Origin of the sequence: Thalassotalea fonticola (genome assembly GCF_032911225.1) — a bacterium.
Taxonomy (GTDB): Bacteria; Pseudomonadota; Gammaproteobacteria; order Enterobacterales; family Alteromonadaceae; genus Thalassotalea_A; species Thalassotalea_A fonticola.
Genome location: NZ_CP136600.1, coordinates 3,515,366 through 3,540,256, shown reverse-complemented (window position 1 = coordinate 3,540,256; position 24,891 = coordinate 3,515,366). Strand labels below are relative to the sequence as shown.

Here is a 24,891-nt window from a genome sequence, read left to right as displayed (position 1 = left end):
GTTCAAGATAACCTTATTTGAATGAACATTCAACTATTATTTTTGAATGTTCATTCAAAATTGCGTACAATCGAAAATATAATGTGTTTAAGGTTATAGAATTAATGCGTAATGCAGAATTTGATAAAGAAAAAGTCCTAAGGTCAGCAATGAATGCTTTTATGCATAAAGGTTATGCTAAAACCAGCATGCAAGATCTCAAAGCGGCAACAGGATTACATCCAGGTTCTATTTATTGTGCCTTTGAAAATAAACGAGGTTTATTATTGGCTGCACTTGAGCAATATCGGTTAGATCGAAAAACCGAGTTTGAGCAATTTTTTTCAGGTACCCAACCAACACTAATTAATTTAAAGGCTTATCTTGATAATGTGGTGGCCGAGTGCTTAAGTTGCGACAGCGCACAATCTTGTTTACTGACCAAAGCATTAAATGAAATAGCAGAGCAAGATGAAGAAATTCAAAAAATTATTAGTGATAACTTGTTAATGTTACAGCAGGCTCTCGCTGAAAAATTTGAGCAAGCAAAAACTGAACAAAGCATCGACGCCGAAAAAGATAGTACTCATTTAGCCCGCTATTTTTTGATGGGGATTTACGGTTTAAGAACTTTTGCGCACACCCATCCTAAAGCAGATGTATTAGAACAATTAGCGCAACAGCTTTATCATGACATTTCTGCCTAAGCTGTTAAAATTCAATTTAATTAATGACTAAATCACTGAAAAATTATGATCGAACGTATTGAAACCAAGCAACGGATGAGCCGTATTGTAAAACACAACGGCACCATTTATTTATGTGGGCAAGTTTGTAAAGATGCTGAGCAAGGCATTACTGAACAAACACAAACCATGTTGGATAAAGTTGAAACCTTATTAGAGCAAGCGGGTAGTGATAAAGAACACATTTTATCGGCGACCATTTATGTTAAAACCATGGCTGATTTTGCCGCAATGAATGAAGTTTGGGATAACTGGGTACCGGCAGGATTTGCGCCAGCAAGAGCCTGCGTAGAAGCAAGTATGGCCCGCGATGCGCTATTAGTTGAAATATCAGTTGTTGCTGCAGAAAAGTAACGTTTATAGCATTTAAGTATTGCTCCTCCCCTAGATACTATAAAGGCCCTAACAGGGCCTTTAAAATTTAGTACTTAGCGTTTAAATTATTTTAACGTTAGTAAATACATTACCACGTTTTTATAATCATTTAAGAAGTCTGCTCGATCTAGACCGCCAGCTTCAACTTTATACTTACCATTTACAATAATGGTTGGTACGCCAGTAATCGCGCCCTTACGAGTCATTTCATCTTGAAACTTTTTCATTTGCTTAGCTTTTGAATTAACGCCAAAACTAGACATTAATTTTTCGAATTTCTCACCATCGGCTCCAACACCTTCAAATAACTTACGTAATTCAGCAGTAGATGCTAATGGCTTACGCTGTACTTGAATGGCATCAAACATTGCGGCAATTAATTGCTCTGCTTGAGGCATTTGCTGAGCAGCAATCATTGCTTTAGTGATGTTAAATTGCACTTCAGGGCTTGCTGCACGTAAGAAATCTACGTGATTTTTTTCAAATGTAGCACCTTCAGGTAAAGACTTTTTGATGTCTTTCATTAATGGTTCAAAACGTAAACAGTGCGGGCAATAGAATGAGAAATATTCTCGTACTTCCGGTTTTGCTGACACAGTATCATTTACTACAGTGTAATGTGTGCCTTCTTTGTAGTCAGCAGCTTGTGAACACGCTGATACCATTAAGGCGATAAAAATTGAGCTAATAAACTTTTTCATTACTTAACAAATTCCTTGCATATATTGTTATATTTATGGCTTAGTCGTATCTAAGTTTTAGTTACCTAAGTTCAAACTTAAACTTGGCTCTTGTAAAATAGCATGCTGCTCTTTTAACATTAAAATTTGCTGTTCCCAATATTTCTCGGTATTAAACCAGGGAAAGTTTCGCGGAAAAGCTGGATCTTGCCAACGCTTAGTTAACCACGCCATATAATTAATTAATCTCATTGAACGTAATGATTCTATCAGTGTTAGCTCATTATGTTCAAATGAAAAAAACTCCTCATAGCCCATTAAAAGCGTATCCAATTGTAACAACCTATTTTGGCGGTCGCCGGAAAGCATCATCCAAAGGTCTTGTATGGCAGGACCAGTACGGCAGTCATCCAAGTCAACAAAGTGTGGACCAGCATCAGTCCATAAAATATTACCTGCATGACAATCGCCATGTAAACGTATCTTTTTAGTCGGTTTATATTGGCTTATGGCAATATCTATAACTTGATCTAAGACAGTAAAAAAGGGTAAATGTAAACCTGAACTGACCATATTGCCATTAGCAATTATCTCTCGAGCTTGAATTAAGCTTTCTTCAGTGCTGATTTCAGGGCGGCATACAAATGGCTTAGTGCTGGCAACTGCATGTATACGGCCAACAAAGCGGCCCATCCATTCCAGTTGGTCTAAATTGTCTACTTCAAATATTCGGCCACCACGACAAGGAAACACCGCAAAGGTAAAGCCTTGATGAGTAAAGATGCTCTGACCATCTTTCACCAGTGGCGCAACCATAGGTAATTCTTGCGCTTCAAGTTCTAAAGCAAAATCATGCTCTTCTTGAATTTGCGCAAGACTCCAGCGATTAGGTCGATAAAACTTGGTAACGTACTTTACCATGTCGTCGTCATGAAATTGATACACTCTGTTTTCATAACTGTTCAACGCCAGTAAACCACTGGCGACACTAAAACCTGCGGCTTCTAATCCATCAATGATGGTTTCCGGCCGAAGGGATGAAAAACTAAAGTCTGCCAAGTTATTAGTACTCATCGTTTATTAAAGAACACGCTGCTTTGTTTAATGATCACATCATTATTAGCAGGTTTTGTTTGATGAATGACAAACGATATATCGGTCATATACTCTTTCAAATCATACGGGTCTACGGCAATACTAATGGCAATAGTATGCATTTGAGCGGCATCAACAGTTACCACTCTATCGCCTTGCCATTCATAGCCTGCCAAGCCTTCAACATCTATTTTATAACTGGCTTGCTGTTGCGATTTATTTAATACTTTTAAGGTATAAACATTTTCGATAAAGCCATCAATATTTTCACGTGCCAGGGCGTTTCTATCACGAATAATATCAAGTTGTAGCGGCACCCTGCTAACAATATCATTGACAAAGAAGCCAACCATTAGCACCAATACAATTGCATACATAAACAGTTTTGGGCGCAGAATATGCACAGTTTTGCCTTTGAGAACTGTTTCGGTGGTATAGCGGATAAGTCCTTTTTCATACTTCATTTTTTCCATCACGCCATCACAAGCATCCACACAAGCACCACAGTTTATACACTCATATTGCAGGCCATTACGAATATCGATACCAGTAGGACAAACCTCAACACACAGATTACAATCGATACAGTCGCCTAAACCTAATTCTTTTGGATCAACTTTGCGTCCTCTTGGCCCTCTGTTTTCACCACGGCGGTAATCATAAGAAACGGTTAATGTATCCTGATCAAACATTGCTGATTGAAAACGTGCATATGGACACATATGCAAACACATAATTTCACGCATCCAACCGGCATTACCATAAGTACAAAAGGCAAAAAACAAGATCCAAAGAGTGATCATCACTGAGGCATTAAAGGTAAAAAAGTCGATGGTTAACTGCTGCATTGGGGTAAAATAACCAATAAAGGTAATAGCAGTTAACAACGAGAATAGCAGCCAACAGCTATGTTTCAGCGCTTTACGCCAGAATTTATCAAAATTCATCTGTTGCGAATCAAGTTTTTTGCGCTTATTGGCAGCACCTTCAAGTTTTTCTTCAAACCAGATAAAGATAAATGTCCACACGGTTTGGGGGCATAAATAACCACACCAAACTCGCCCTAAAAAAGTCGTGACAAAAAACAGTAAGAACGCGCCAATGATACAAATCCAAGCGAGCAAGGTTAAATCTTGCGGCCAAAGCGTTAACCCAAAAATGTTGAACCTTTGCTCACCAACATCAAATAAAATTGCTTGTTGGCCGTTGTATTGCAGCCAAGGAAGGGCGGCAAACATGGCTAGGAAAAAAATATTCATTTTACGACGAATGTTTTGGAAGAAGCCTTTAACTTTACGAACATAAATTTGATCGCGTGGTTTATATTGCTCAACACCACCAGATTTAGGTCGATGAACCTTAATATTTTTAACCGGTATTGTTTGAGTTTGTACTTCTGCAGGCTTTTTATTGTCAACCATGGCCATTCCGAAATTTAGATATGTTTTTATCGGCTAATTATAACCAAAAGATAGGGTAAAAGCGTGATTTAGATTAAGTTTTCTGAATTTTTTTAACATTTTGACAAAATGAGTTATTATCATAGTTAATGACTCATTTCGATAAAATAGAGCGCACATGTTTAAAAATCTAATAATAATAATTGTTGCTATAGCCGTGTATTTACACTTTTATCCAAATGAAGAGTTTAATGAATGGCTTAGTACAACAAAAGAAGAAGCACAGGAAAGCTTTGCTGAAATCGCTGATACCAAGGCCAAAGTTGCCCCATCTAAGCTGATTTCAGCTTTACAGCAAGACTTTAAAAAGTTCTCTAAAAATGAAGTTGCCTATGTGAAAAAAGTGGCGCAAACACGTGACTCATTAAAAACATTTCATAAAGAGTACTGCGTAGAGCCGAAAGACAACCCACGGTTACGCAGACAGTATCAATTGAAAGTTTGTGCAACTATTGATCAATATAGAATTCTTTAACCTTATGCTCTTTATAGGCTAGCGATTATCACCTAAGTCTTTTAACACCTTAGCAAACGCATCAGCACTAGTATTTTGTTCACTATGCTCGCCATTTAGAACACACCAATGACCATTTACCATCACGTCTTTTATTGGATTGTCTTGGCTGGCAAACATCATACTGTCTAAAATAAAATTATTTTGATTGGCAAATAAACGGGTTTTACTTTCATCAAGTACTAACAAGTCGGCCTGCTTGCCAATAGCGAGTTCTCCAATATTGCTACTAGTGCTTAATGCCCCAGCTTTGGCGGTATGTTGCCATAAATTCTGCCCGACAGAACGGGTTTCATTGTTTGCTAAAATAGCGCGCTGTTGCTTGATTAAGCGCTGTGCGTATTCAAGTAAACGGATTTCTTCAATTGCCGACACGCTAATATGGCTGTCAGAGCCAATAGCAACTTGACCACCTTGCACCATAAACTCGGTAGTAGGGAAAATACCATCACCTAAGTTGGCTTCAGTAGTTGGACAAATACCGGCAATGGCTTTAGCTGCAATAATTCCGGCAACCTCTTGTTCATCGATATGAGTGGCATGAATTAAACACCAATGTTGATCGAGTTCCATATTGTCTAGTAACCATTGCACTGGACGCTTGCCATAGTGAGCTAAGCAATCTTGTACTTCTTTTTGCTGCTCACTAATATGAATATGCACCGGCGCTTTTTCATCAAGACTGCGTACGTGTTTAACTGCCGCAACTAATGATTCTTTATCTACGGCACGTAATGAATGCGGAGCAATACCAACATTAGCGTTTTGACTGGTTTTAGCCATGGCAAAGCAATCACTGACTAATTGATTAAATTGCTCAATTGTATTGATAAAACGCTTCTGACCATCATTAGGCGCAAGTGGACCGAAGCCACTAAATCGATACATTACTGGCAACATGGTAAGTCCTATGCCTGTATCATCTGCAGCGTTAAAAATAGCTTTTGCCATAGCAGCAAGCTGCTGATGGTTGTTGCCATCTTTTTCATGATGCAAATAATGAAACTCTGCCACTCTTGTATAGCCGGCTTTAAGCATTTCAATATACAGCTGCTTGGCAATAACTTCGGCTTGTTCAGTAGAAATATTATCCAAAAACTGATACATAATTTTGCGCCAAGTCCAAAAGCTGTCACCGCGATCACTGCCTTGCTCAGAAAATCCGGCAAAACCACGCTGAAACGCATGCGAGTGGCAATTCACCATACCTGGAATAACCGCACCAGTGACTAGTTCTGCATCTGTCTCTTGGCCATCAGTAATGTTGCTGATCACACCATTGTCTATATGTAAGGTTTTATTTTGCTGCCAGCCTGTGGCTAACAAAATATTTTCTGCGAATAGTTTCATCATAATAAATCTATTTTATTGGTTAACTGGTTAAGGCAAACTTTGCCATAGCATCGACAATCATTGCTAACTTAGGCTTAACTAAATCAGCCTGCTGCTCATTATAGGTTAACGATTCTTCGTTTAGGTAAGTTCGTTGCGACAGCTCAAGTTGCAAAGTATGGATGTTACGCTCTAAATCTGCATAAGCTCTGGTGATATAGCCACCTTTAAAACGACCGTTAGTTACTTGACTGTAAGGTGAGTAATCAACCGCTTCAATTGCTGCAACTAATGCGCTAGCACAACTTACTCCATTGTTGGTACCAAAATTGAAATCCGGTAGTTGTCCATCAAAAAACCTTGGCACTACAGATGCAATTGAATGTGCTTCAAGCATTACGGCTTTACCAAATTGTTGTTGTATCTTATCTAAAGTTGATGAAATGGCTTGATGATATGGCTGCCAATAAAGTTTAACCCGGCGCTCGTTTTCAGCTTCGTCAGGTAGTTGACCGGGTAAATATAGCGCTTTGGACTCAAAACTTGTGGTTGGACAAAGCTCAGTAGTATCACTGCCAGGGTATAAATTTATGCCGGCAGGATCTCTGTTTAAATCAATAACATAGCGACTATATTTAGGCATTAAAATATATGCGCCAAGCTCAACAGCAAAATCATAAAGCTTATCCATGTACCAATCAGTATCTTGCACAGATAAACCGATGTCAGTCATCTTAGCTTTAATATCATCCGGGATCTCTTCACCATTATGCGGCATGCTAATTAATAGCGGGATTCGACCGGTTATTAAGGTATACGTAGAATGTGTCATAAAAACCTAACGTTGCAGTTCAAAAGAGCTTATTTGTATTGAATAAATATCAACACTCACAAGTTGTATATACAGATTATTAAGGCAATTTAACATTTTGCCGGCTTACAGGCAAAGGAATTCCTAATTTATAGCAATTTGATTTGCATTCTTACTTAAGTTTTGTTTTAATCCCACTTCTTTCGAAACGAAACTTACGCCGATAAACTGAAACTTATGTCAAAAAGAAACACTCAGCAGCGACGTCACAATATTCTTAGCCAGTTAACCGAAACCGGCGAAGTGAGTGTTGATCAATTGTCAGTTCAATTTGAAACATCTGAAGTGACCATTCGCAAGGACTTATCAGCATTAGAGAAAAGTGGGCTACTCTTACGCCGTTATGGCGGCGCAGTACCTTTACCTAAAGAAATAACGTCTTCTGAAAAAATCTCTAAGCAAAAAGTTGCCATTGCTATAGAAGCAGCAAAGCATGTTCGTGATCACAATCGCATCATTATTGATAGTGGCAGAACAACGGCAGCGATTATCCCTGAGCTCAAATTAAAAAAAGGCCTAGTGGTAATGACAAACTCATTATCAATTGCTAATTCTTTGAATGAATTAGAAAACGAGCCAACTCTATTGATGACCGGTGGCACTTGGGATGCAAGTTCTGAGGCATTTCAAGGAAAAGTGGCTGAATTGGTACTAAGATCATATGACTTTGATCAATTATTTATTGGTGCAGACGGTATCGATATAGATCGTGGCACGACAACATTTAATGAGCTAATTGGTCTCTCACAAGTAATGAGCGAAGTCGCACGCGAGGTAATTGTTGTGGTTGAGTCAGAAAAGATAGGGCGAAGAATTCCAAATTTAGAATTACCATGGCACAGCATAGACACGCTGATCACCGATGATGGTTTATCAACAGAATTACAAAACAAAATTAAAGCACAGGGCATTCAACTGATTTGTGCAAAATATAATTAATTATAACAATTTTAAGGGTTTAATATGTGTGGAATAGTTGGTGCGGTAGCACAGCGTGATGTAGCAGACATCTTAGTAGAAGGCTTGCGCCGTTTAGAGTATCGAGGCTATGATTCAGCCGGTGTTGCTGTAATTGGCAGCGATAATAGCCTCCAACGAGTACGCCGTTTAGGTAAAGTACAAGAATTATCAAATGCCTTAGATGAAACACCTGTACATGGTGGTACCGGAATCGCTCACACTCGCTGGGCAACGCATGGTGTACCAAGCGAAGCTAACGCTCATCCACATGTTTCAGGAAATAACATAGCCGTAGTACACAATGGTATTATTGAAAACCACCAAGAACTGAGAGAACAATTGCAAGCCTTAGGTTATGTCTTTGTTTCTGAAACTGATACCGAAGTTATTGGTCATTTGGTTCATCACCAATTGAAAACGGCTCAATCATTACTCGAAGCCGTGCAAAACGCCAGCAAGCAATTTGAAGGTGCATACGGCACGGTAATAATGGATACCAATGATAAAGACAGGGTTGTTGTTGCCCGCTCTGGTAGCCCATTGGTTATTGGTTACGGTTTAGGCGAAAACTTTTTAGCCTCAGATATGATGGCCTTATTACCGGTTACTCGTCGCTTTGCCTATTTAGAAGAAGGCGACGTGGCTGAAATCACGCGTTTTGAGGTAAACATATTAGATAAAGATGGTAACAGCGTTGAACGTGAAATTACTGAAGCATCGGTTAGTCATGACGCGGGTGATAAAGGTGAGTATCGCCACTTTATGCTTAAAGAAACTTATGAACAGCCAACCGCTATTCGTAACACTTTAGAAGGCCGTTTCACCGATGGCAAAATTAATAGCGATGCGTTTGGTCCTGATGCAGATAAAATTTTTAAAGACATAGAACATGTGCAGATTATTGCCTGTGGTACGTCTTACCATTCAGGCATGGTTGCCCGCTACTGGTTAGAAGAACACGCCGGCGTATCGTGTAACATTGAAATTGCCAGCGAGTTCAGATATCGCAAATCATTTGTTCCTAAAAACGCCATGATTGTTACTATTTCTCAGTCGGGTGAAACAGCCGATACGTTAGCAGCATTACGTTTAGCTAAAGATCTTGGCTATCGCGCCAGCCTTAGCATATGTAATGTTCCGGGTTCTTCACTGGTGCGTGAATCAGACTTAGCCTTTATGACTAAAGCGGGCGCCGAAATTGGTGTTGCTTCAACGAAAGCTTTTACCACCCAGCTAGTAGGGTTAATGATGATGACTATCGCCATTGGCCAGCACAAATGCATGGATGATGAAGCACAAAAAGACATTGTTACCTCACTAATGAGCTTACCGAATAAGCTTGAAGAAGTACTGACTTTGGCAAGTAGCATTGAAGATTTAGCTGAAGATTTCGCCGACAAACACCATTCATTATTTTTAGGGCGTGGCGATCAATATCCTATCGCCATGGAAGGTGCATTAAAGCTAAAAGAAATTTCATACATTCACGCCGAAGCTTATGCCGCAGGTGAACTAAAACATGGTCCATTGGCCCTTATCGATGCTGACATGCCAGTTATCGTAGTAGCGCCGCGCAATGACTTGATTGAAAAACTAAAATCAAATGTGGAAGAAGTACGTGCCCGTGGTGGTTTAATGTATGTATTTGCCGATGTTGACGCAAAGTTTGCCAGTGACGATACAATGAAGGTCATTAACGTGCCACACTGTGATGATGTTATTGCGCCAATTGTGTATACCCTACCCCTACAATTGTTGTCCTATTATGTAGCCATAATTAAAGGTACGGATGTTGATCAACCGCGCAATTTGGCAAAATCAGTTACGGTTGAATAGTTAATCTGCCAGTCGTATTTAAAGTATAAATACCATGTTTACATTCCGGTAAGCATGGTTTTCTTTCAATTTTAACCAGCAACATTTATAACAAGTTTGCCGGTGTTTTTACCCGAAAATAATCTTGGTAATGCCGTTTGCGCATTTTCTAAGCCATCGACAATAGTATTTCGATATTGTAGTTTACCTTCAAGCAACCATTGCTCCATGGTTGGTAAAATCGAGTCCATTTGCTCTAAGTAATCCAGTATTAAAAAACCTTCCATGCGCAAACGCTTACTCGCCAGCATAAAGGTATTTTTCAAGCCATAGACTTTGTCTTTTTCTTCCAAGGTCTGATATTGAGAAATACTGCCAGAAACAACAACCACGCCATTCATTGCCATATTTTCAAGAGCTGCATCAAGCATCTCACCACCAACGTTATCGAAAAACACATCGATGCCATTCGGAAACTGGGCTTTCATCGCTGCAGATAAGTCTTGTTCATTGCGATAATCGATAGTGCCATCCAGCTCAAACTTTGAACGTAGTAAATCACATTTCTGCTCTGAGCCGGCAATACCAACCGTATAACAACCAGTTGCTTTAGCAATTTGACATGCCGCCAGGCCTGTCGCACCAGCGGCCCCAGAAACAAGCACTTTACTACCGGGGTTAACATTACCAATATGGTGCATGCCAACATAGGCTGTCCAGCCTGTTAACCCTAGAGCAGAAACATAAGCTTCAAGTGGTATTTCTGGATGTGGAGTAAATTTAATAGCCGCATTTTGCGCGGTTAATTGCTTAGCAGAAACTACAGCGTACTGTTGCCAGCCAAGCATGGCGAAAACATGATCGCCTACCTTAAAGTGATCGTCTTTAGACTCTTCTACTCTGCCAACTACCAAACCGCGCATTACGTCGCCAATCTGTAGTTGTGGTAAATAATCTTTCTCTTCACTTAGCCATAAACGGTTAGAGGGATCTAAACTCAACAATAAGGTTTTAATTAATACTTCACCGTCATTTAAATCTGGCTGTGGTATTTTAACAAGTGACAATTCATTACCGGTTAAGTCACCCTTTGCATACTCATTAATTATCCACGCTTGTTGATGTTGCATTTAAAGCTCCAGTGTTAATACAGGGAGGTAAAAGTTTAGCACTGTTCAATATTTAATTTGTATTCATTGCCATTACAATTTTTATCAAAACCATTAATCTATTTTATCGTTTACAAACATAAGTTTATATCATTTTAATTTTGCACAAGTTGTCGTATCTATACTCCATCAAATTAGATAAAGGTAAAAAGCACTTCATCGAGTGTAGGTGTACCAAAAAACGTTAATGACTGTCTACGGTAACTGGCTCATTACTGTAAATAACTGTTCTTATTTTTTTCAAAATTTATTTTATCATAAGTGCCAATAGATATAACTTGCCACTGCGATTCTTCATAAGCCATTTTTATTAAATATGTCCAACGAGTATTATCGGTTGAATTGATAGCACTAACTAATAATGCTGCTTTTGACTCATTCGCCACACCGTCTAGACATCTAAATTGACTCAGGTAGGCATTAGGGCCATATAACTTTTTATGCATGATGATATAAGTACTACTGAACTTTTCAGTAAAGTTATTTTCATCATTCTCTATCTTTAATATTCGCCCAAATGCGCCATCTAAGTGTTTATTTTCAATTTCATCAGCATGCAATGCACTGCTGAAGATTACTATGAATAGCATGGTAACTTTTAACATAGAGATCCTTACTTAATTATTGCAACCAGCAAGCTCAATTGTGATAACAATGCTTCAGCCATAGGGGCTGCTGAAGCAGGGTTTTGTCCGGTAATAACGCGTTGATCAACCACTACATGAACCTTCCCTTTTCCCTTTGCACTGTACTTTTTACTTACCTCAGTAAGTTTATCTTCTAACAAGAAAGGGTAATTACTGAGTGCCCAACGACCTTCTTCTATATTAGATTTGCCCGTTACTTCTTTGTCAGCAATTAGGCGCTGACCATTCGATAATTTAACATTTAAAAGCGCAGCAGGACCATGACAATCAGCAGACACTATACCGCCGGCCTCATATATTTCTCTAGTAACTCTTTGTGCGTCATATTCATTGACTAAATCAAACATTGGCCCGGCCCCACCGGCAAAATATATGGCGATATACTGATTACTATCTATGATTGCTAATGGCATGCTCTGTAACAATTTATTTTGTAAGGTAGAGTTTTCAAACCACTTTTTTTGCTTATTAGACAATCGAGACGAACCTCTCGCGGTTCCTTCACCACCCTTAGGGCTGGCGATATCTATTTCAAAACCCGCCTGTTGTAATATTTGATAAGGCTCTAGTACTTCTGGTAACCAATAACCATATTTGTCACTGGATACAACAATAAGCACCTTATCATTAACAATGTCTTGTTTTGCTCCACTCACTTGCGCAGCAATAACACTGCCGCAAATAAAGTAAAAAGACATAGCAAGCATGATCCACAGGGCGTGGTATTTCATTGATGTTTGTTGTTGCAGCATACGTTTTAGCATTATTTTCTCTCTTTTGGGTTATTAATATTAAATGACAAACGTTACGTTAACTGGCTTATAAACAAAAAGAATGAACAAGATCGGAATTAAGATGAAAAAGTTGTGACCAAGTAATGATTACTTTATTTTTCAAGTGATTAGATATTTATTTATAACAAAATTTTGCGTATTGAAAGCAATCGGCTAAGTGTCAAAACGTTTAATTGTAAAAGTTTTGTGAATGCATTTACTATACGAATTGAAGTGAAGTAGTATGGGTACACTTAAAAAGAACTATAGCTGCGCTAAACATTAATACGTTAAAAGAAAAGCTATAAAGATAAAAGCCGGAGTCGCTTTGCGTTACCTTCAGTACAACGATATTTGTATCGATACCAATAATCAACTACTTATTAAATCAGGCGTTCAAATTCCACTTGCACCTAAAGTTTATGATTTGTTGGTGTATTTTTGTCTAAACCATCATCGCGTCATTAGCAAAGATGAGCTTATGGATAACGTGTGGTCTGGCACTATTGTTACAGAAAATGCCATAAGTCGTACTTTAGTTAAAGTGCGAAAAGTATTAGATGACGACCCTAAGTATCCGCAATTCATCATCACTGTACCCAAAAAAGGCTATCGCATGGTCGCAGAATTTACCGCGATTGATGATGCTATCCAAACGATAAATAACACCAAAGAAACTGAGCAACTTAATCAGCATTTTGACAACTCTGCCATTAGTCATAATCACGAAGGTAACTACAAGGCAACTAAGACGAATAACAAAAGTTTAGCGATTGTTGTTGGAATTATTTTTTTCTTAGTCGCGATGATTTACAAAGCGTATTGGTATAGTGATAACACCACGGCATTAGAGACTAAACAAATTAGACCATTAACGCGAGAGGTTGCAGAGGAACTAAACCCATCGGTATCTCCTGATTTAACAAAACTAGCATATACTAAACAGCACGAAGGGAAACGTGCTTATATCAATATTGAAAACTTAAAATCTAAAAACAAGCAAAGTATCTCCCATCCCAGAGGAAAACTGTCTAAGCCAGTTTGGTCACCTATTGAGGATAAAATAGCCTTTTTATATCAACACAATCACGTTTGCATCATATATTGGTCAGCATTAAGTGACATTAAGAATGTAAAGTCGTGGCAAGCGATTAGTGAATGTGGCGCAGACAGTAGCCCTCAATTTGTATTCTCTCCAAATGGTCAATCTTTCTATTTTAATGATCGCCAATCGAATACAAATGGCTACCAAGTATTTCGAGTTGATTTACAAACGATGCAAAAAGACATTGTAAATCAGCCGATTACTAGTGGGCTTGGTAACTATGCGTTTGATATATCGCCTAATGGTGAACGTTTAATATTGCTTAATAGTGAATTTTCGCCGCAAACACGTATTTACACCCTCGATATTCAAGATTCACGATTAACTAAAACAGTGCAATTACCTTATTTGATGCGTTCGGTTCGCTGGGCTCATGATAATAGTACGATTGTTCATCCATCACCTCACCCTGCGTACGAGTTATGGCAAAGTAACCTTAAAGGTGAAAATTTGTCCATTCTTGCCAGTAATACTTCTCGGGTAAAGCACGTATCTAGAATTAATAATGGTAAAGACTTTTCGTTTGTTTCCTATTTACTCAATAGAGATATTTACTACCAATCACGCTCATTAATAGGAAAAACTCCTGCTGTCAGTTTGGATAATTCATCAGTGATGGACTACTTGCCCACGCTAGCAAATAACAGTGACAAATATGCATTTGTATCTAAGCGATCAACATCTGCTGAAGTTTATGTATCCAATATAGACACTAATGAAAGCCAACAGCTAACTTTTTTTAAGAACCCGGTAAAGCTATATCACCTGGCTTTTTCACCTGATGACAACCAATTAGCTATTTTGGCTGATAATCAAATATTTATTGCAGATACAATCAGTTACGAGATAGAAAAGCTGCCTCTTGATAATATCGCCATCAGTGGATTAAGTTGGCAGAACAAAGATACACTACTATTTTCAACCATTAAAAATAATGACTGGTATTTCATGCGTTATCAAATCAGCACTCAGCAGTTATCATCATTACCGTCTGGTTATCAAGGCGGAATATACTCTAAAGTTGATGAACACTACTATGCTATCGCTGATAAGGATGCACAAGTAATGAAGTTTAAAAACTTTACCGAAAAACCTGAAGAAACTAAATTGTATTGTAGTTCTAGCTTTATCAACCGAAAACTAAATTTACATCAATCAGGTGATTCAATAGTGTGCAAATCCTCTTTGCCCGAACAAGGCTTGCTTGCTTATGACATCAATACGCCACATCAATTGCAAAATGCATGGTTTTCCCCGTTGCCAAAAAGTGATTTTGATAGCACCGGCGACGGTATTGTTTATACTAAAATGAGCCAATCAGTTGCTGATGTAATGCAAACCTCTAGCCAATAACTGTTAAAACTTAGATCTGACAACACTTAAAATAAACCTCAACTCATTGATATTATTGCACTAAACTTGTGACCGGAGCAGTGGTCACAATTATTTCATCGTTGTTCACGCTTAATTCCTTCTTTGTTCCTTCTTTCATAACAAATTTCCCTGACACTACGCTCAACATTTTCAAACAGGGATCATCTTTATGGACAAACCACTAAGCAAGAAAGCAATTAAAGTAAATTATAAAAAAATATTTTCTATTTTATTTGTCTTTGGAATCGCTGGCATTGTTTATGCCTCGAACAATACATCAAGCGATACAGGAAAAACCTATAACGTATCAATAAAAAATTTAGTGATTAGTAAAGTTACACAAGCACAATTTGCAGAATATCTACCTTTACGTGGCACTGTTGAACCAGAAGATATGGTATTTATCGATGCAATAGACGGCGGCCGAGTTGAAGAAATATTCACTCAAGAAGGCGCACTTGTTGAGAAAGGCCAGCCAATACTTAAATTGAGCAATACCAACTTACAACTGAATGTTTTGGCGCGAGAAGCTGAAGTTTCAGAGCAAATAAACAACATGCGTAATACACGATTAGCCCTAGAACAAAACCAATTAAAACTTAAGCGTGATGTTATTGAACTCGATTTTGAAGTACTTAGATTGGAAAAGGAATTTGCCCGTATACAAACATTAACGCAGCAAAAATTAATTTCTATCCAAGCATTTGAAAAAGTACAAGACGAACTAGCATTTCAATTAAAGTACCGAGAATTAGTCAAAGAAAGTCAAGAAAAAGAAGCATTACTGCAAACACAACAACTTGCGCAATTAGCGCAAAGTATTAAAACACTAGAAAGCAATCTAGCCATATCAAGATCGAGTTTAGATAAATTGATAATTCGTGCCCCAAGCTCAGGGCAACTAACGTTTTTAGATGCCAAAGTTGGTGAATCTAAAAGCAATGGGCAGCGCCTTGGACGAGTTGATTTAATTGAACAATATAAAGTAAGTGCACAGGTTGATGAATTTTACGTTAGCCGAGTATTTAAAGGTCAAAATGCGACGTTCAACATTAACCAGCAAGACTATGAGCTTTCAGTGGCAAAAGTTTACCCTGGTATTGAAAACGGTACGTTCAAAATCGACTTTCTGTTGCCTGAGCAGGCATTCACTAAGCAGTTAAGACTTGGTCAAAGTTTACAGCTTAAGTTCAATCTTTCATCAAGCGAATCAAAACTGCAAATAGCGAATGGCGGATTTTTACAAAATACCGCAGGTAGCTGGTTGTTTGTTCTTGATGAACAAAATAATTCTGCGAGCAAACGTAATGTACGTTTAGGAAGAAAAAACCCGCAAGTCATCGAAGTAGTTTCAGGCTTACAACCTGGCGAGCGAGTAATTACTTCGTCTTATGCCAGCTTTATTGATGCGGAAAGCTTACAGCTTTCAAGCAACTAATAAAATCCAATAAAAACAATCTAAAATTAAGGAAATTTCATGATCACATTTAACAATATCAGCCGTTCATTCATCGGCGATGAAGTAGAAACTGTTGCCATCGACAAAATGAGTTTAACTATAAAAAAAGGCGAGTTCTTGTCAGTTTTAGGCCCTTCGGGTTGTGGAAAATCGACATTACTTAACGTATTAGGCATGCTAGACAGTATCGATCAAGGCGAATTTAAGTTTCAAACACATCAAGTTGAAACAAGCAGTGAAAAACAACGAGCACAATTGCGTAAAAACAATATTGGCTTTATTTTTCAAAGCTTTAACTTAATTGATGAGCTAACCGTAGAGCAGAATATTGAACTGCCTCTGTATTACCATAAAGTAGCTAAAGATGAACGTAAGCGGTTAGTCGATCAAGTATTGCAAAGAGTTGATATTACTCATCGTCGAAAGCATTTACCTGCTAAATTGTCGGGTGGTCAGCAACAACGAGTTGCCATAGCACGAGCTATCGTTACAAAGCCGGCATTAATATTGGCTGATGAGCCTACCGGTAACCTTGATTCAAAAAATTCAGTGCAAGTAATGGAACTATTACAGCAACTTAATAAGGCCGGTTCGACCATTGTCATGGTGACCCATGCACCAGAACATGTACATTATGGAACTCGTGTACTGGAACTACTCGATGGTAAAATTGTAAAAGATGAACATATCGCAAGTTTCACTGATATCTCGGAGGTGGCTTGTGGTTAAGTTATTATTAATAATTGCTTGGCGTAATTTCTGCCGAGATAAACTTACTAGTTTTATTCAATTATCTGGTTTAGTTATCGGTATTGCCTGTTTCATTTTAGTGCAACTGTATGTGGACAATCAAAAAAGTTACAACTCGCAATTTAGTCAAGCAGAGAGTATTTACCGAGTAAACCTTACCCGTGATGACAAAAGGCCGCAGGCTTCTACAACTTTAGCTTTTGCTAAAGCGTTAGCAAGCAATTTTAATCAGGTTGCTGATACTACCCGCGTATCAAGATCTACCATCTCAGTGAAACATCAACAAAACGTATTTTCAGAGCGTGCTTTATATGGTGATAGTAACTATTTTGAATTTTTTGATTTTGAGTTGTTAGAAGGTGATATCCATACAGCATTAAATGCACCTGACAGCTTAGTTATTCATGAGGACATTGCTATAAAATATTTTGGTCGAAGTACCGGAGTTATAGGCAGTCACTTAATCATCAACGGTAAAGACCATCAAGTCACTGGCGTTGTTAAAAAGACATTTATACCAAATACAATGCCAGTCACACTATTGATCCCAATGGAGAATTTTTACCGTCAATTACCAGCACCTGACTGGTCTGAACGCTGGAACTATGCTGCTACGGTGACGTTTGCCAAAATAACTAACTTTGAAAATATTTCAAACTTAGCGTTAACCGCGGGTGAGTATTATGATGAACGCGCAAAAGGGTTATCGTCTTACAAAAAAAGACGTGTGACTTTCCAACCCCTACTTGAAATATATTTAGACAACAATACTACATACAGTCTTGTTGCTCCGGGTAGTGAAGTGATGGTTAACGTATTTAGTATTATTTCACTAATGATTTTAATATTGGCTTGCGTTAATTTTACCAATTTATCAACTGCTGCAGCTATGCGTAGGGGAAAAGATGTAGGAGTCAAAAAAGCTCTTGGCGCCAGCAAAAGTCAACTTATCACGCAATACTTATTAGAAGCAATATTACTCACCAGTGCCGCAACAAGCTGCTCAATAGTGGTGGTAGAGTTGTTTATACCGGGATTTAATTTATTAATGAGTAGCAATATTGGTTTTGTACTTTCATTGCCCTTGGCCTTACAGCTAGTTGGTTTAACACTATTAGTTGCTATTTTAGCCGGCAGTTATCCGGCTTTTTACCTGAGTCACTTATCACCTGCTCATGTATTAAAAGGGCTAGTGAGTAGTTCAAAATCTGGCAACTTACTTCGCCAAGGCCTGATTATCTTACAATTTGGTATCGCGGCATTCCTGCTTGTATCTAGCTTAATTGTAAATGGGCAAATGCAGTTCATTAAAGACATGCCACAAGGGTTTGATCGTGAAAATGTTATTATTGTTAGCCGCGGAGAAAATATCTTTGATGCATTTAAAAGCCAAGCTATGCGCCATCCCGACGTTATTTCTACAACCATGTCTCATACGGTGCCGACCAAAGCAACACGCACATCAAATACTGTTAGGCGCGCGGATGATATCAGTATTGAAATTTGGTCTGGAAACAACCCTGTTAGTTATGATTTCTTTCAAACGTTTGGTATTAAGATACTTGCTGGCAGAGATTTTTCAACAGCGTATGTGAATGATGCCTATAAAGAAAATAAAGACGACTGGCAAAGCTCAAAAGGAAAGATAATTATCAACCAAACATTAGCAACCACATTAGGCTATAGCCCTGAAGAGGCTGTTGGCCAAATGATCACCTTAGGAGGTGGCAATGACGGTTTACATAATCATCAAATTATTGGCATTGTTGAAGATAGCCACTATGTTAATGCGAAAAATACTGTGCCGCCAATGACTTATGAATTATCCGCGGCACCGCAAGATAGGCCGCTTCGTTGGGTAGCCATTAGACTCAAAGCAGGTTCAAACTTGCAATCTGTCAAAGAACTTGAGCAGTTGTGGTTAAATTTAGATGGCAGTTTAGCGTTTAAATATAACTGGCTTAGCGATTTGTTTTCAGCCTCTTATCGAAATGAAAACCAACAAACTCAATTACTTAATGTATTTACCTTATTAGCCATTATGGTAACTGCAATAGGATTGTTCGGTTTGGCTGCGTTTAATACCCAAAGGCGAGTGAAAGAAATTGCAGTGCGTAAGATACTAGGAGCAAACACACCGCAATTGTGTTTTATGCTAGTAAATCAATTTTCTAACTTAGTCGTATTGGCAAATATTGTTGCCTTACCTGTCGCTTATTTTCTGATGCGATATTGGTTAAACGGTTTTGTTTATCGGATAGAGATGCCTTACAGTGCCTTTATTTTAAGTGGCTTTTTTAGTTTAATTATCGCTTACGTCACAGTGATGGTAATTGCTTATCGAGCTGCGACAGCTCCGCCTGTTGACTCACTGTCTTGTGAATAATTTACTATCAGTTGCAATATTCGTTAAATTTTCAATTTAAAGCCGCTTATTTTTATGCGGCATTTAAAATTCAGCACTAATATAAAGGTAAAGTTTAACACTGTTCACTATATGTTTTATCTATAGCTGCAAAGTATTAATCACTTTTTCCAATTACAACAATCAATTTATATCATTTTAATTAATTAGCTAGTTGTTTCATAATTACTCCATCGAATTAACAAGCAGTATTAATTACTGACCTTACATTTATTAAACTTTATCGGAGCATCTATGTTAGATAGCAAAACTGGTCAATCAATCCCAAACGTAACATTTCCAACTCGTGTTAATAACGAATGGAAAAACGTAACTACAGATGAATTATTTAAAGGTAAAACGGTTGTTGTATTTTCACTACCTGGTGCTTTCACCCCAACGTGCTCATCAACCCACTTACCTCGTTACAACGAGTTAGCAACAACGTTTAAAGAAAATGGCGTTGACGACATTGTATGTTTATCAGTTAACGATACCTTTGTAATGAATGCTTGGGCAAGCGACCAAGAAAGTGACAACGTAACGTTAATTCCAGATGGTAACGGTGAATTTACTGACGGTATGGGCATGCTAGTAGACAAAGCTGATTTAGGTTTTGGTAAGCGCAGCTGGAGATACTCAATGTTAGTTAAAGATGGAGTGGTAGAGAAAATGTTTATTGAGCCTAATGTTCCAGGCGACCCGTTTGAAGTTTCTGATGCCGATACCATGCTTGATTACATCAACCCAACCGCGAAAAAACCACAAGCGGTAAGTATCTTCACTAAGCCTGGTTGTCAATTTTGTATAAAAGCCAAGCAGCTTTTAACTGACAACGGTTACAGCTTTGAAGAAATAGAATTAGGTAAAGACGCAAGTTTAACGTCATTAAAAGCAATCACTGGCAGCGACACCGTGCCGCAGGTATTTATTGACAATAACCATATCGGTAGCAGCGAAGACCTAGTTGCTTATTTAAAAGCGTAACTTAAATAGCTTTTAACCATAGAATTGTGCTCGCGCACTTTGAAAAGTAATGAGCCTCTTCCTTGCTTATTGCAACTTTCAGCCCCTTTTAGAATTCTAAGAGGGGCTTTTTTATTTTGATCAAAAAACCAGCTCAAATGATCTCAGATTAATGCTACTATTTAGTTATCGAGTCTATTCAATATAAAGCACTATGGACAATCAACCTTACAATCCTTTGCACGGCGTTACTTTGCAAAAAATCGTTACTGATCTTGAACAGCACTTTGGTTTTGCTGAACTTGGAAAGTTAATCAAAATAAAATGCTTCACCACTGACCCAAGCATCAAATCTAGTTTGAAATTTTTACGTAAAACTCCTTGGGCTCGTGAAAAAGTTGAGCAGCTTTACATTAAAAACAAACATCAGCTGGGGTAAAAATGAGCGAAGCCAAAACCTACAAAGGCAGTTGTTTATGCGGACAAGTTCGCTATCAAGTAAGCGAACCTTTAAAAATATTTCAGTACTGTCATTGTTCACGCTGTCGTAAAATAACCGGTAGTGCTTTTGCTCCCAATATTTTCGTACCTTTAGAGCAATTTAAATGGCTCAGTGGTGAAGCTTTTTTAGGGCGTTATACCGAGCCTAAAGCCAAGTACTTTGCCACCAGCTTTTGTACAAATTGCGGTTCAACGATGCCATGGTTAACTCAAACCGAACAACTTTTTGTATTACCTGTTGGCACCTTAGATGATGAAATTGAATTAAAACCCACACAAAATATTTTTTGCTCTGAAACACCTAATTGGCATACCAGCTTTGAAAAACTACCAAAGTTTGAACAAGGGCCTAAATAACGTTTTTGCATTTACCATTAAGAGTAATCTCCTAATATGACGACAATAGCTTATAGCATTAGTGCCAGTAACCCTAATGCTCATCAATTTACGGTAACTATAGATATACCTGCTCATCAGCATTCTGAGCTTACTCTAAGCTTGCCTTCATGGTTACCGGGCTCTTATATGATCCGTGACTTTGCCAAAAATATCATTACGTTTAACGCATCAGCTCATCAACAACAAATAGAGTTTCGCAAAACAGATAAACAAACTTGGCTGTTAACAACAAACGGCGAAGCAGTTAGTGTTGAATATGACATTTATGCCTTTGATTTATCGGTACGCACCGCTTTTTTAGATAACCAACGTGGATTTTTCAATGGTAGTTCAACGTTTTTAGAAGTAAAAGAATTAGCTGAGCACTCTTGTAGTTTGCAAATAATTAAACCCGAAGGGTTAAGCAATTGGAAAGTTGCTACAGGCTTACCTAGAGAGAATGGCACCGATATTTATCAATTTGGTGACTATATTGCCGACAATTATCAGCACTTAATCGATTGCCCTGTAGAGCTTGGTGACTTTGACGTTATTGAATTTAGTGTTGCAAATGTACCGCACTATCTAGTTTTTGCCGGCCGACATTTTGGTGACCGTGAAAGATTGAAAAATGATCTATCCAAGCTATGCCAGCATCATATCGATTTATTTGGTGAAGCGCCTTTTACAGAGTATTGGTTTATTACTAACCTGCTCGCAGAAGGGTTTGGCGGTTTAGAACATAAGAACTCAACGGTATTAGTTGCCAGTAGATTCGACTTGCCTAACCCAAACAAACCGAAAGAACTAACTGACAATTACAAAACATTTTTGTCACTTTGCTCACATGAATACTTTCATGCCTGGAATGTTTGCCGGATAAAACCAGAAGAGTTTGTACCATACGATTTAAGTAAAGAAGTACATACTGAGCAATTGTGGGCTTATGAAGGATTTACTTCTTACTATGATGATTTTTCATTGTTCAGAGCTGGCATAATTGAGTTTAAAGAATACTTAACGATATTGTCGAAAACCATGACCCGTGTTTATCGTGGCGCGGGAGAGCTTAAGCAATCAGTCAGCGAATCAAGTTTTGATACCTGGACTAAATTTTATAAACAGGGTCCAGATGCGGTTAATAATATTGTCAGTTATTATACGAAAGGGTCTTTAATTGCCTTATGGTTAGACTTAACTATAAGACAATACAGCAATGGAAAATTTAGTTTAGATAACATGATGAGAACATTGTGGTTAAATCATGGTAAGACAGGCGTAGGCACCAATGAACAACACTTTATTGATATTGCCAATCAATTGTGTAGCTGTGATATAAGTACTCAATTTATCCAATTGCTCCACACCGCCAACCGAGTGCCCGTTAAACAACTTTTAGCTAAAGTAGGCATTGCTTTTGAACATACGCCTTATAAAAAATTAAATAGTTTTGAGAGCGATAAAAACTCTGAATACAAACCCTATTTAGGCGCATTTTATCAACAGACTCCTGCAGGTTTAAAAGTAACGATTGTAGAAAATAATTCCCCAGCCGAGCATGCAGGCTTAAGTGTGGATGATATTATTATTGCCGTTGATAATTTAAAGGCTAATGAGAAATCTCTTCAATCGCTACTTAACCATATTCCCGAAAACAAATTGATAGATTGCCATATTTTCAGAGATGACAAGCTATTGAATTTGCAATTAAAAATTGTGTGTGCCCCGAAACTTGCTGTGCAATTAGATGTAGCTGACGATGAACTAGTAAATAACTGGCAAACTATTATATAACAATCAACGACCACCATAACTCATCATTCCAAAGTGCACACTTAACTTGCATTTAACCAAGTTAAGTGTGCGTCTACCTAGCCATTTCACCTTATCTAATCACTGATTGTAATCAACCGATGCTTTTTTGAGCCAGATCAAATTGTAGTTTTTCAGACAAGCTAATCTAGCAGCATAAGGAGAATTGCAATGATTGTTGAGAAACTAAAAGCCTCACTAATAACCAAACAAAATGAATTAAAAAGCCGCTTAGCGGCGATTGAAAATGACTTTAAAAAAGGTCGTAGTCAAGATTTTTCCGAGCAAAGTGCCGAGCGCGAAAACGATGAAGTTCTTGATGAAATTCATCAGCAAACTTTGCTTGAACTACAAAAAATTCAACAAACACTGGCAATGTTACAAACCGAACAATACGGTATTTGTACGGAGTGTGGTAAGCAAATATCAAAAGAGCGTTTAGAAGCATTGCCATACACCAAAACTTGTTTTAATTGCAGTCAAGAATAGAAATTTACAGTTCACATTAACAATCAGGAAGAGATAATGAACATACAAAAACACGATTTACATCATGAATTTCCAGAGTTTAGAGATGAGATCCGCACCTTAAAAATGAACAACAACCATTTTGCGAAAGTTTTTAAAGAATATCACGAGCTTGATCATGAAGTAATTCGCATTGAAGAAGGTGTAGAAAACACTACAGATGAATATTTAGATGAACTTAAAATGCAACGCCTTAACCATAAAGACGAATTGTTTTTGATGTTAAAAAAACATCAGGCTAAACTAGCTCAATCAATCTAACGACTAATAAAAATTCTCCCGATTGTTGTTGCTCAACTATCGGGAGTTACTTCAATCAGCGTATTATTTTAACTATTCCTCTTCTGCATTGAATATGCCAGATACACACTTATTGCGATTAATGAACCGCCAATTGTCAGACGGGTATAGTCGGCAGTTTCAGCAAAAAATGTGATGGCAAAAATTACCGCTAATGGTACATAACCATTATTCATGACTGCCAAGGTTGGTGTATTTACCTGTTTGCTGCCTTTATTCCAAAAGTAAAAACACAGCCCTGAAGAAATTACACCAAGATAAATAAGTGCCCACCACTGCTTAGCCGCAATATTTACCAAACTCATATCAACATTCACTACCGTATAGATACTGGCCAATAACGCTGCGCCAATATACATCCACAGCATATTCTCACTGTCAGGTTGATTTTTTGCTACATATTTGTAACTTACCTGGCCAATAGCAAATGCAACATTAGCAAGCTGCAGCAATAAAAAACCGGTAATAAATTCGGCTTGTTGGGGCGATTTAAAGACTATAACACCAGCACCAATAATTGAGATAAGTACAGGCAGTAAGTGTTTAACATTAAAATATTTATTAATAATTGAATTAACTAACAATACATACAAAGGCGTAAAAATGGTAAATACTGCGACTAAATAACCAGGAAGATATTGATAAGACTGGATATAAGCAAGATACATTACGCCAAATTGTAGAGCCCCTAACAGCATCAATTTACTATTCGGCTTAAATGACTTCAAAAATAGTAAACAAGGCAAAAAACTTACAACACATAATAATAATCTAATGCTGGCGACAACTTCGGGCTCAATACCAGTCAATTGGCCTTTAATCAATCCAAATGAAAATGCCCAAACTACAGACACCAATACTAAATAAAGCATGGAACTCCCGGTAAAATTATTGGCGA

24 protein-coding genes are annotated in these 24,891 nt (G+C 37.9%); 15 read left to right on the top strand and 9 right to left on the bottom strand.

Annotated elements, in window-relative coordinates; genetic code table 11:
- The first annotated feature begins 104 nt into the window (after positions 1–104).
- Both RI844_RS14465 and RI844_RS14460 read left to right on the top strand, forming a co-directional pair.
- Positions 105–686 (top strand): TetR/AcrR family transcriptional regulator, encoded by a 582-nt coding sequence (locus tag RI844_RS14465; RefSeq protein WP_348395375.1) that lies wholly within the window; start codon positions 105–107, stop codon positions 684–686.
- A gap of 42 nt (positions 687–728) precedes the next feature.
- Entirely contained in the window at positions 729–1,079 is a 351-nt protein-coding gene (locus RI844_RS14460; protein ID WP_348398360.1) for a RidA family protein, read from the top strand.
- A gap of 86 nt (positions 1,080–1,165) precedes the next feature.
- Here RI844_RS14460 and RI844_RS14455 read toward each other — a convergent pair whose 3' ends face one another.
- From RI844_RS14455 to ccoG, 3 genes are read right to left on the bottom strand one after another with little or no spacing between them, the layout of a single operon-like run.
- Positions 1,166–1,801, bottom strand: a complete 636-nt coding sequence (locus RI844_RS14455) for a thiol:disulfide interchange protein DsbA/DsbL (protein ID WP_348395374.1) — start codon at positions 1,799–1,801, stop codon at positions 1,166–1,168.
- Between the two features lie 57 nt (positions 1,802–1,858).
- Positions 1,859–2,839 (bottom strand): serine/threonine protein kinase, encoded by a 981-nt coding sequence (locus RI844_RS14450; RefSeq protein ID WP_348398359.1) that lies wholly within the window; start codon positions 2,837–2,839, stop codon positions 1,859–1,861.
- Positions 2,840–2,850: 11 nt separating this feature from the next.
- A complete protein-coding gene (gene ccoG / locus RI844_RS14445) occupies positions 2,851–4,296 on the bottom strand; it encodes a cytochrome c oxidase accessory protein CcoG (RefSeq protein WP_348395373.1) in 1,446 nt (481 codons plus the stop codon).
- 157 nt (positions 4,297–4,453) lie between these two features.
- On the opposite strand from ccoG, the gene RI844_RS14440 reads away from it, so the two are divergent.
- Positions 4,454–4,810, top strand: coding sequence for a hypothetical protein (locus RI844_RS14440; protein ID WP_348395372.1), 357 nt, complete (start codon positions 4,454–4,456; stop codon positions 4,808–4,810).
- An 18-nt stretch (positions 4,811–4,828) separates the two neighbouring features.
- On the opposite strand, the gene RI844_RS14435 is transcribed toward RI844_RS14440, so the two are convergent.
- Entirely contained in the window at positions 4,829–6,202 is a 1,374-nt protein-coding gene (locus RI844_RS14435; RefSeq protein WP_348395371.1) for a formimidoylglutamate deiminase, read from the bottom strand.
- Between the two features lie 19 nt (positions 6,203–6,221).
- Positions 6,222–7,013, bottom strand: coding sequence for an N-formylglutamate deformylase (gene hutG / locus RI844_RS14430; RefSeq protein WP_348395370.1), 792 nt, complete (start codon positions 7,011–7,013; stop codon positions 6,222–6,224).
- Between the two features lie 216 nt (positions 7,014–7,229).
- Between hutG and RI844_RS14425 the strand changes: the two genes are divergently transcribed.
- Together RI844_RS14425 and glmS are read left to right on the top strand one after the other, a co-directional pair.
- Positions 7,230–7,991, top strand: coding sequence for a DeoR/GlpR family DNA-binding transcription regulator (locus tag RI844_RS14425; RefSeq protein ID WP_348395369.1), 762 nt, complete (start codon positions 7,230–7,232; stop codon positions 7,989–7,991).
- 24 nt (positions 7,992–8,015) lie between these two features.
- Positions 8,016–9,848, top strand: a complete 1,833-nt coding sequence (gene glmS, locus RI844_RS14420) for a glutamine--fructose-6-phosphate transaminase (isomerizing) (protein ID WP_348395368.1) — start codon at positions 8,016–8,018, stop codon at positions 9,846–9,848.
- Positions 9,849–9,919: 71 nt separating this feature from the next.
- Here the strand turns inward: glmS and RI844_RS14415 are convergent, their stop codons facing one another.
- The 3 genes from RI844_RS14415 to RI844_RS14405 form a co-directional block, all read right to left on the bottom strand.
- Positions 9,920–10,957, bottom strand: a complete 1,038-nt coding sequence (locus RI844_RS14415) for an NADP-dependent oxidoreductase (protein WP_348395367.1) — start codon at positions 10,955–10,957, stop codon at positions 9,920–9,922.
- A gap of 251 nt (positions 10,958–11,208) precedes the next feature.
- Positions 11,209–11,601, bottom strand: coding sequence for a hypothetical protein (locus RI844_RS14410; RefSeq protein WP_348395366.1), 393 nt, complete (start codon positions 11,599–11,601; stop codon positions 11,209–11,211).
- An 8-nt stretch (positions 11,602–11,609) separates the two neighbouring features.
- Positions 11,610–12,407 carry a type 1 glutamine amidotransferase domain-containing protein gene (locus RI844_RS14405; RefSeq protein WP_348395365.1) on the bottom strand — a complete coding sequence of 266 codons (798 nt, stop codon included), beginning with the start codon at positions 12,405–12,407 and terminating at the stop codon, positions 11,610–11,612.
- Positions 12,408–12,744: 337 nt separating this feature from the next.
- Between RI844_RS14405 and RI844_RS14400 the strand changes: the two genes are divergently transcribed.
- From RI844_RS14400 to RI844_RS14355, 10 genes are all read left to right on the top strand, one after another.
- Positions 12,745–14,874: a winged helix-turn-helix domain-containing protein gene (locus RI844_RS14400; protein ID WP_348395364.1), complete on the top strand. Its 2,130-nt coding sequence runs from the start codon at positions 12,745–12,747 to the stop codon at positions 14,872–14,874.
- Positions 14,875–15,064: 190 nt separating this feature from the next.
- Positions 15,065–16,333 (top strand): efflux RND transporter periplasmic adaptor subunit, encoded by a 1,269-nt coding sequence (locus RI844_RS14395; protein ID WP_348395363.1) that lies wholly within the window; start codon positions 15,065–15,067, stop codon positions 16,331–16,333.
- Positions 16,334–16,372: 39 nt separating this feature from the next.
- Positions 16,373–17,083 (top strand): ABC transporter ATP-binding protein, encoded by a 711-nt coding sequence (locus RI844_RS14390; protein WP_348395362.1) that lies wholly within the window; start codon positions 16,373–16,375, stop codon positions 17,081–17,083.
- Entirely contained in the window at positions 17,076–19,490 is a 2,415-nt protein-coding gene (locus RI844_RS14385) for an ABC transporter permease (RefSeq protein WP_348395361.1), read from the top strand. The genes RI844_RS14390 and RI844_RS14385 overlap by 8 nt, the downstream gene beginning before the upstream one ends.
- Positions 19,491–19,763: 273 nt before the next feature.
- On the top strand, positions 19,764–20,495 hold the full coding sequence (locus RI844_RS14380) for a glutathione peroxidase (RefSeq protein WP_348395360.1): 732 nt from the start codon (positions 19,764–19,766) through the stop codon (positions 20,493–20,495).
- A gap of 193 nt (positions 20,496–20,688) precedes the next feature.
- The gene (locus RI844_RS14375; protein ID WP_348395359.1) at positions 20,689–20,913 is read left to right on the top strand and encodes a VF530 family protein; all 225 of its coding nucleotides are present in this window, start codon (positions 20,689–20,691) and stop codon (positions 20,911–20,913) included.
- A gap of 2 nt (positions 20,914–20,915) precedes the next feature.
- On the top strand, positions 20,916–21,332 hold the full coding sequence (locus RI844_RS14370) for a GFA family protein (RefSeq protein WP_348395358.1): 417 nt from the start codon (positions 20,916–20,918) through the stop codon (positions 21,330–21,332).
- A 36-nt stretch (positions 21,333–21,368) separates the two neighbouring features.
- On the top strand, positions 21,369–23,147 hold the full coding sequence (locus tag RI844_RS14365) for a M61 family metallopeptidase (protein WP_348395357.1): 1,779 nt from the start codon (positions 21,369–21,371) through the stop codon (positions 23,145–23,147).
- A gap of 189 nt (positions 23,148–23,336) precedes the next feature.
- Entirely contained in the window at positions 23,337–23,654 is a 318-nt protein-coding gene (locus tag RI844_RS14360) for a TraR/DksA family transcriptional regulator (RefSeq protein WP_348395356.1), read from the top strand.
- A 36-nt stretch (positions 23,655–23,690) separates the two neighbouring features.
- Positions 23,691–23,954: a YdcH family protein gene (locus RI844_RS14355; RefSeq protein ID WP_348395355.1), complete on the top strand. Its 264-nt coding sequence runs from the start codon at positions 23,691–23,693 to the stop codon at positions 23,952–23,954.
- A gap of 68 nt (positions 23,955–24,022) precedes the next feature.
- Here RI844_RS14355 and RI844_RS14350 read toward each other — a convergent pair whose 3' ends face one another.
- Positions 24,023–24,865, bottom strand: a complete 843-nt coding sequence (locus RI844_RS14350) for an EamA family transporter (RefSeq protein WP_348395354.1) — start codon at positions 24,863–24,865, stop codon at positions 24,023–24,025.
- Positions 24,866–24,891 lie beyond the last annotated feature (26 nt).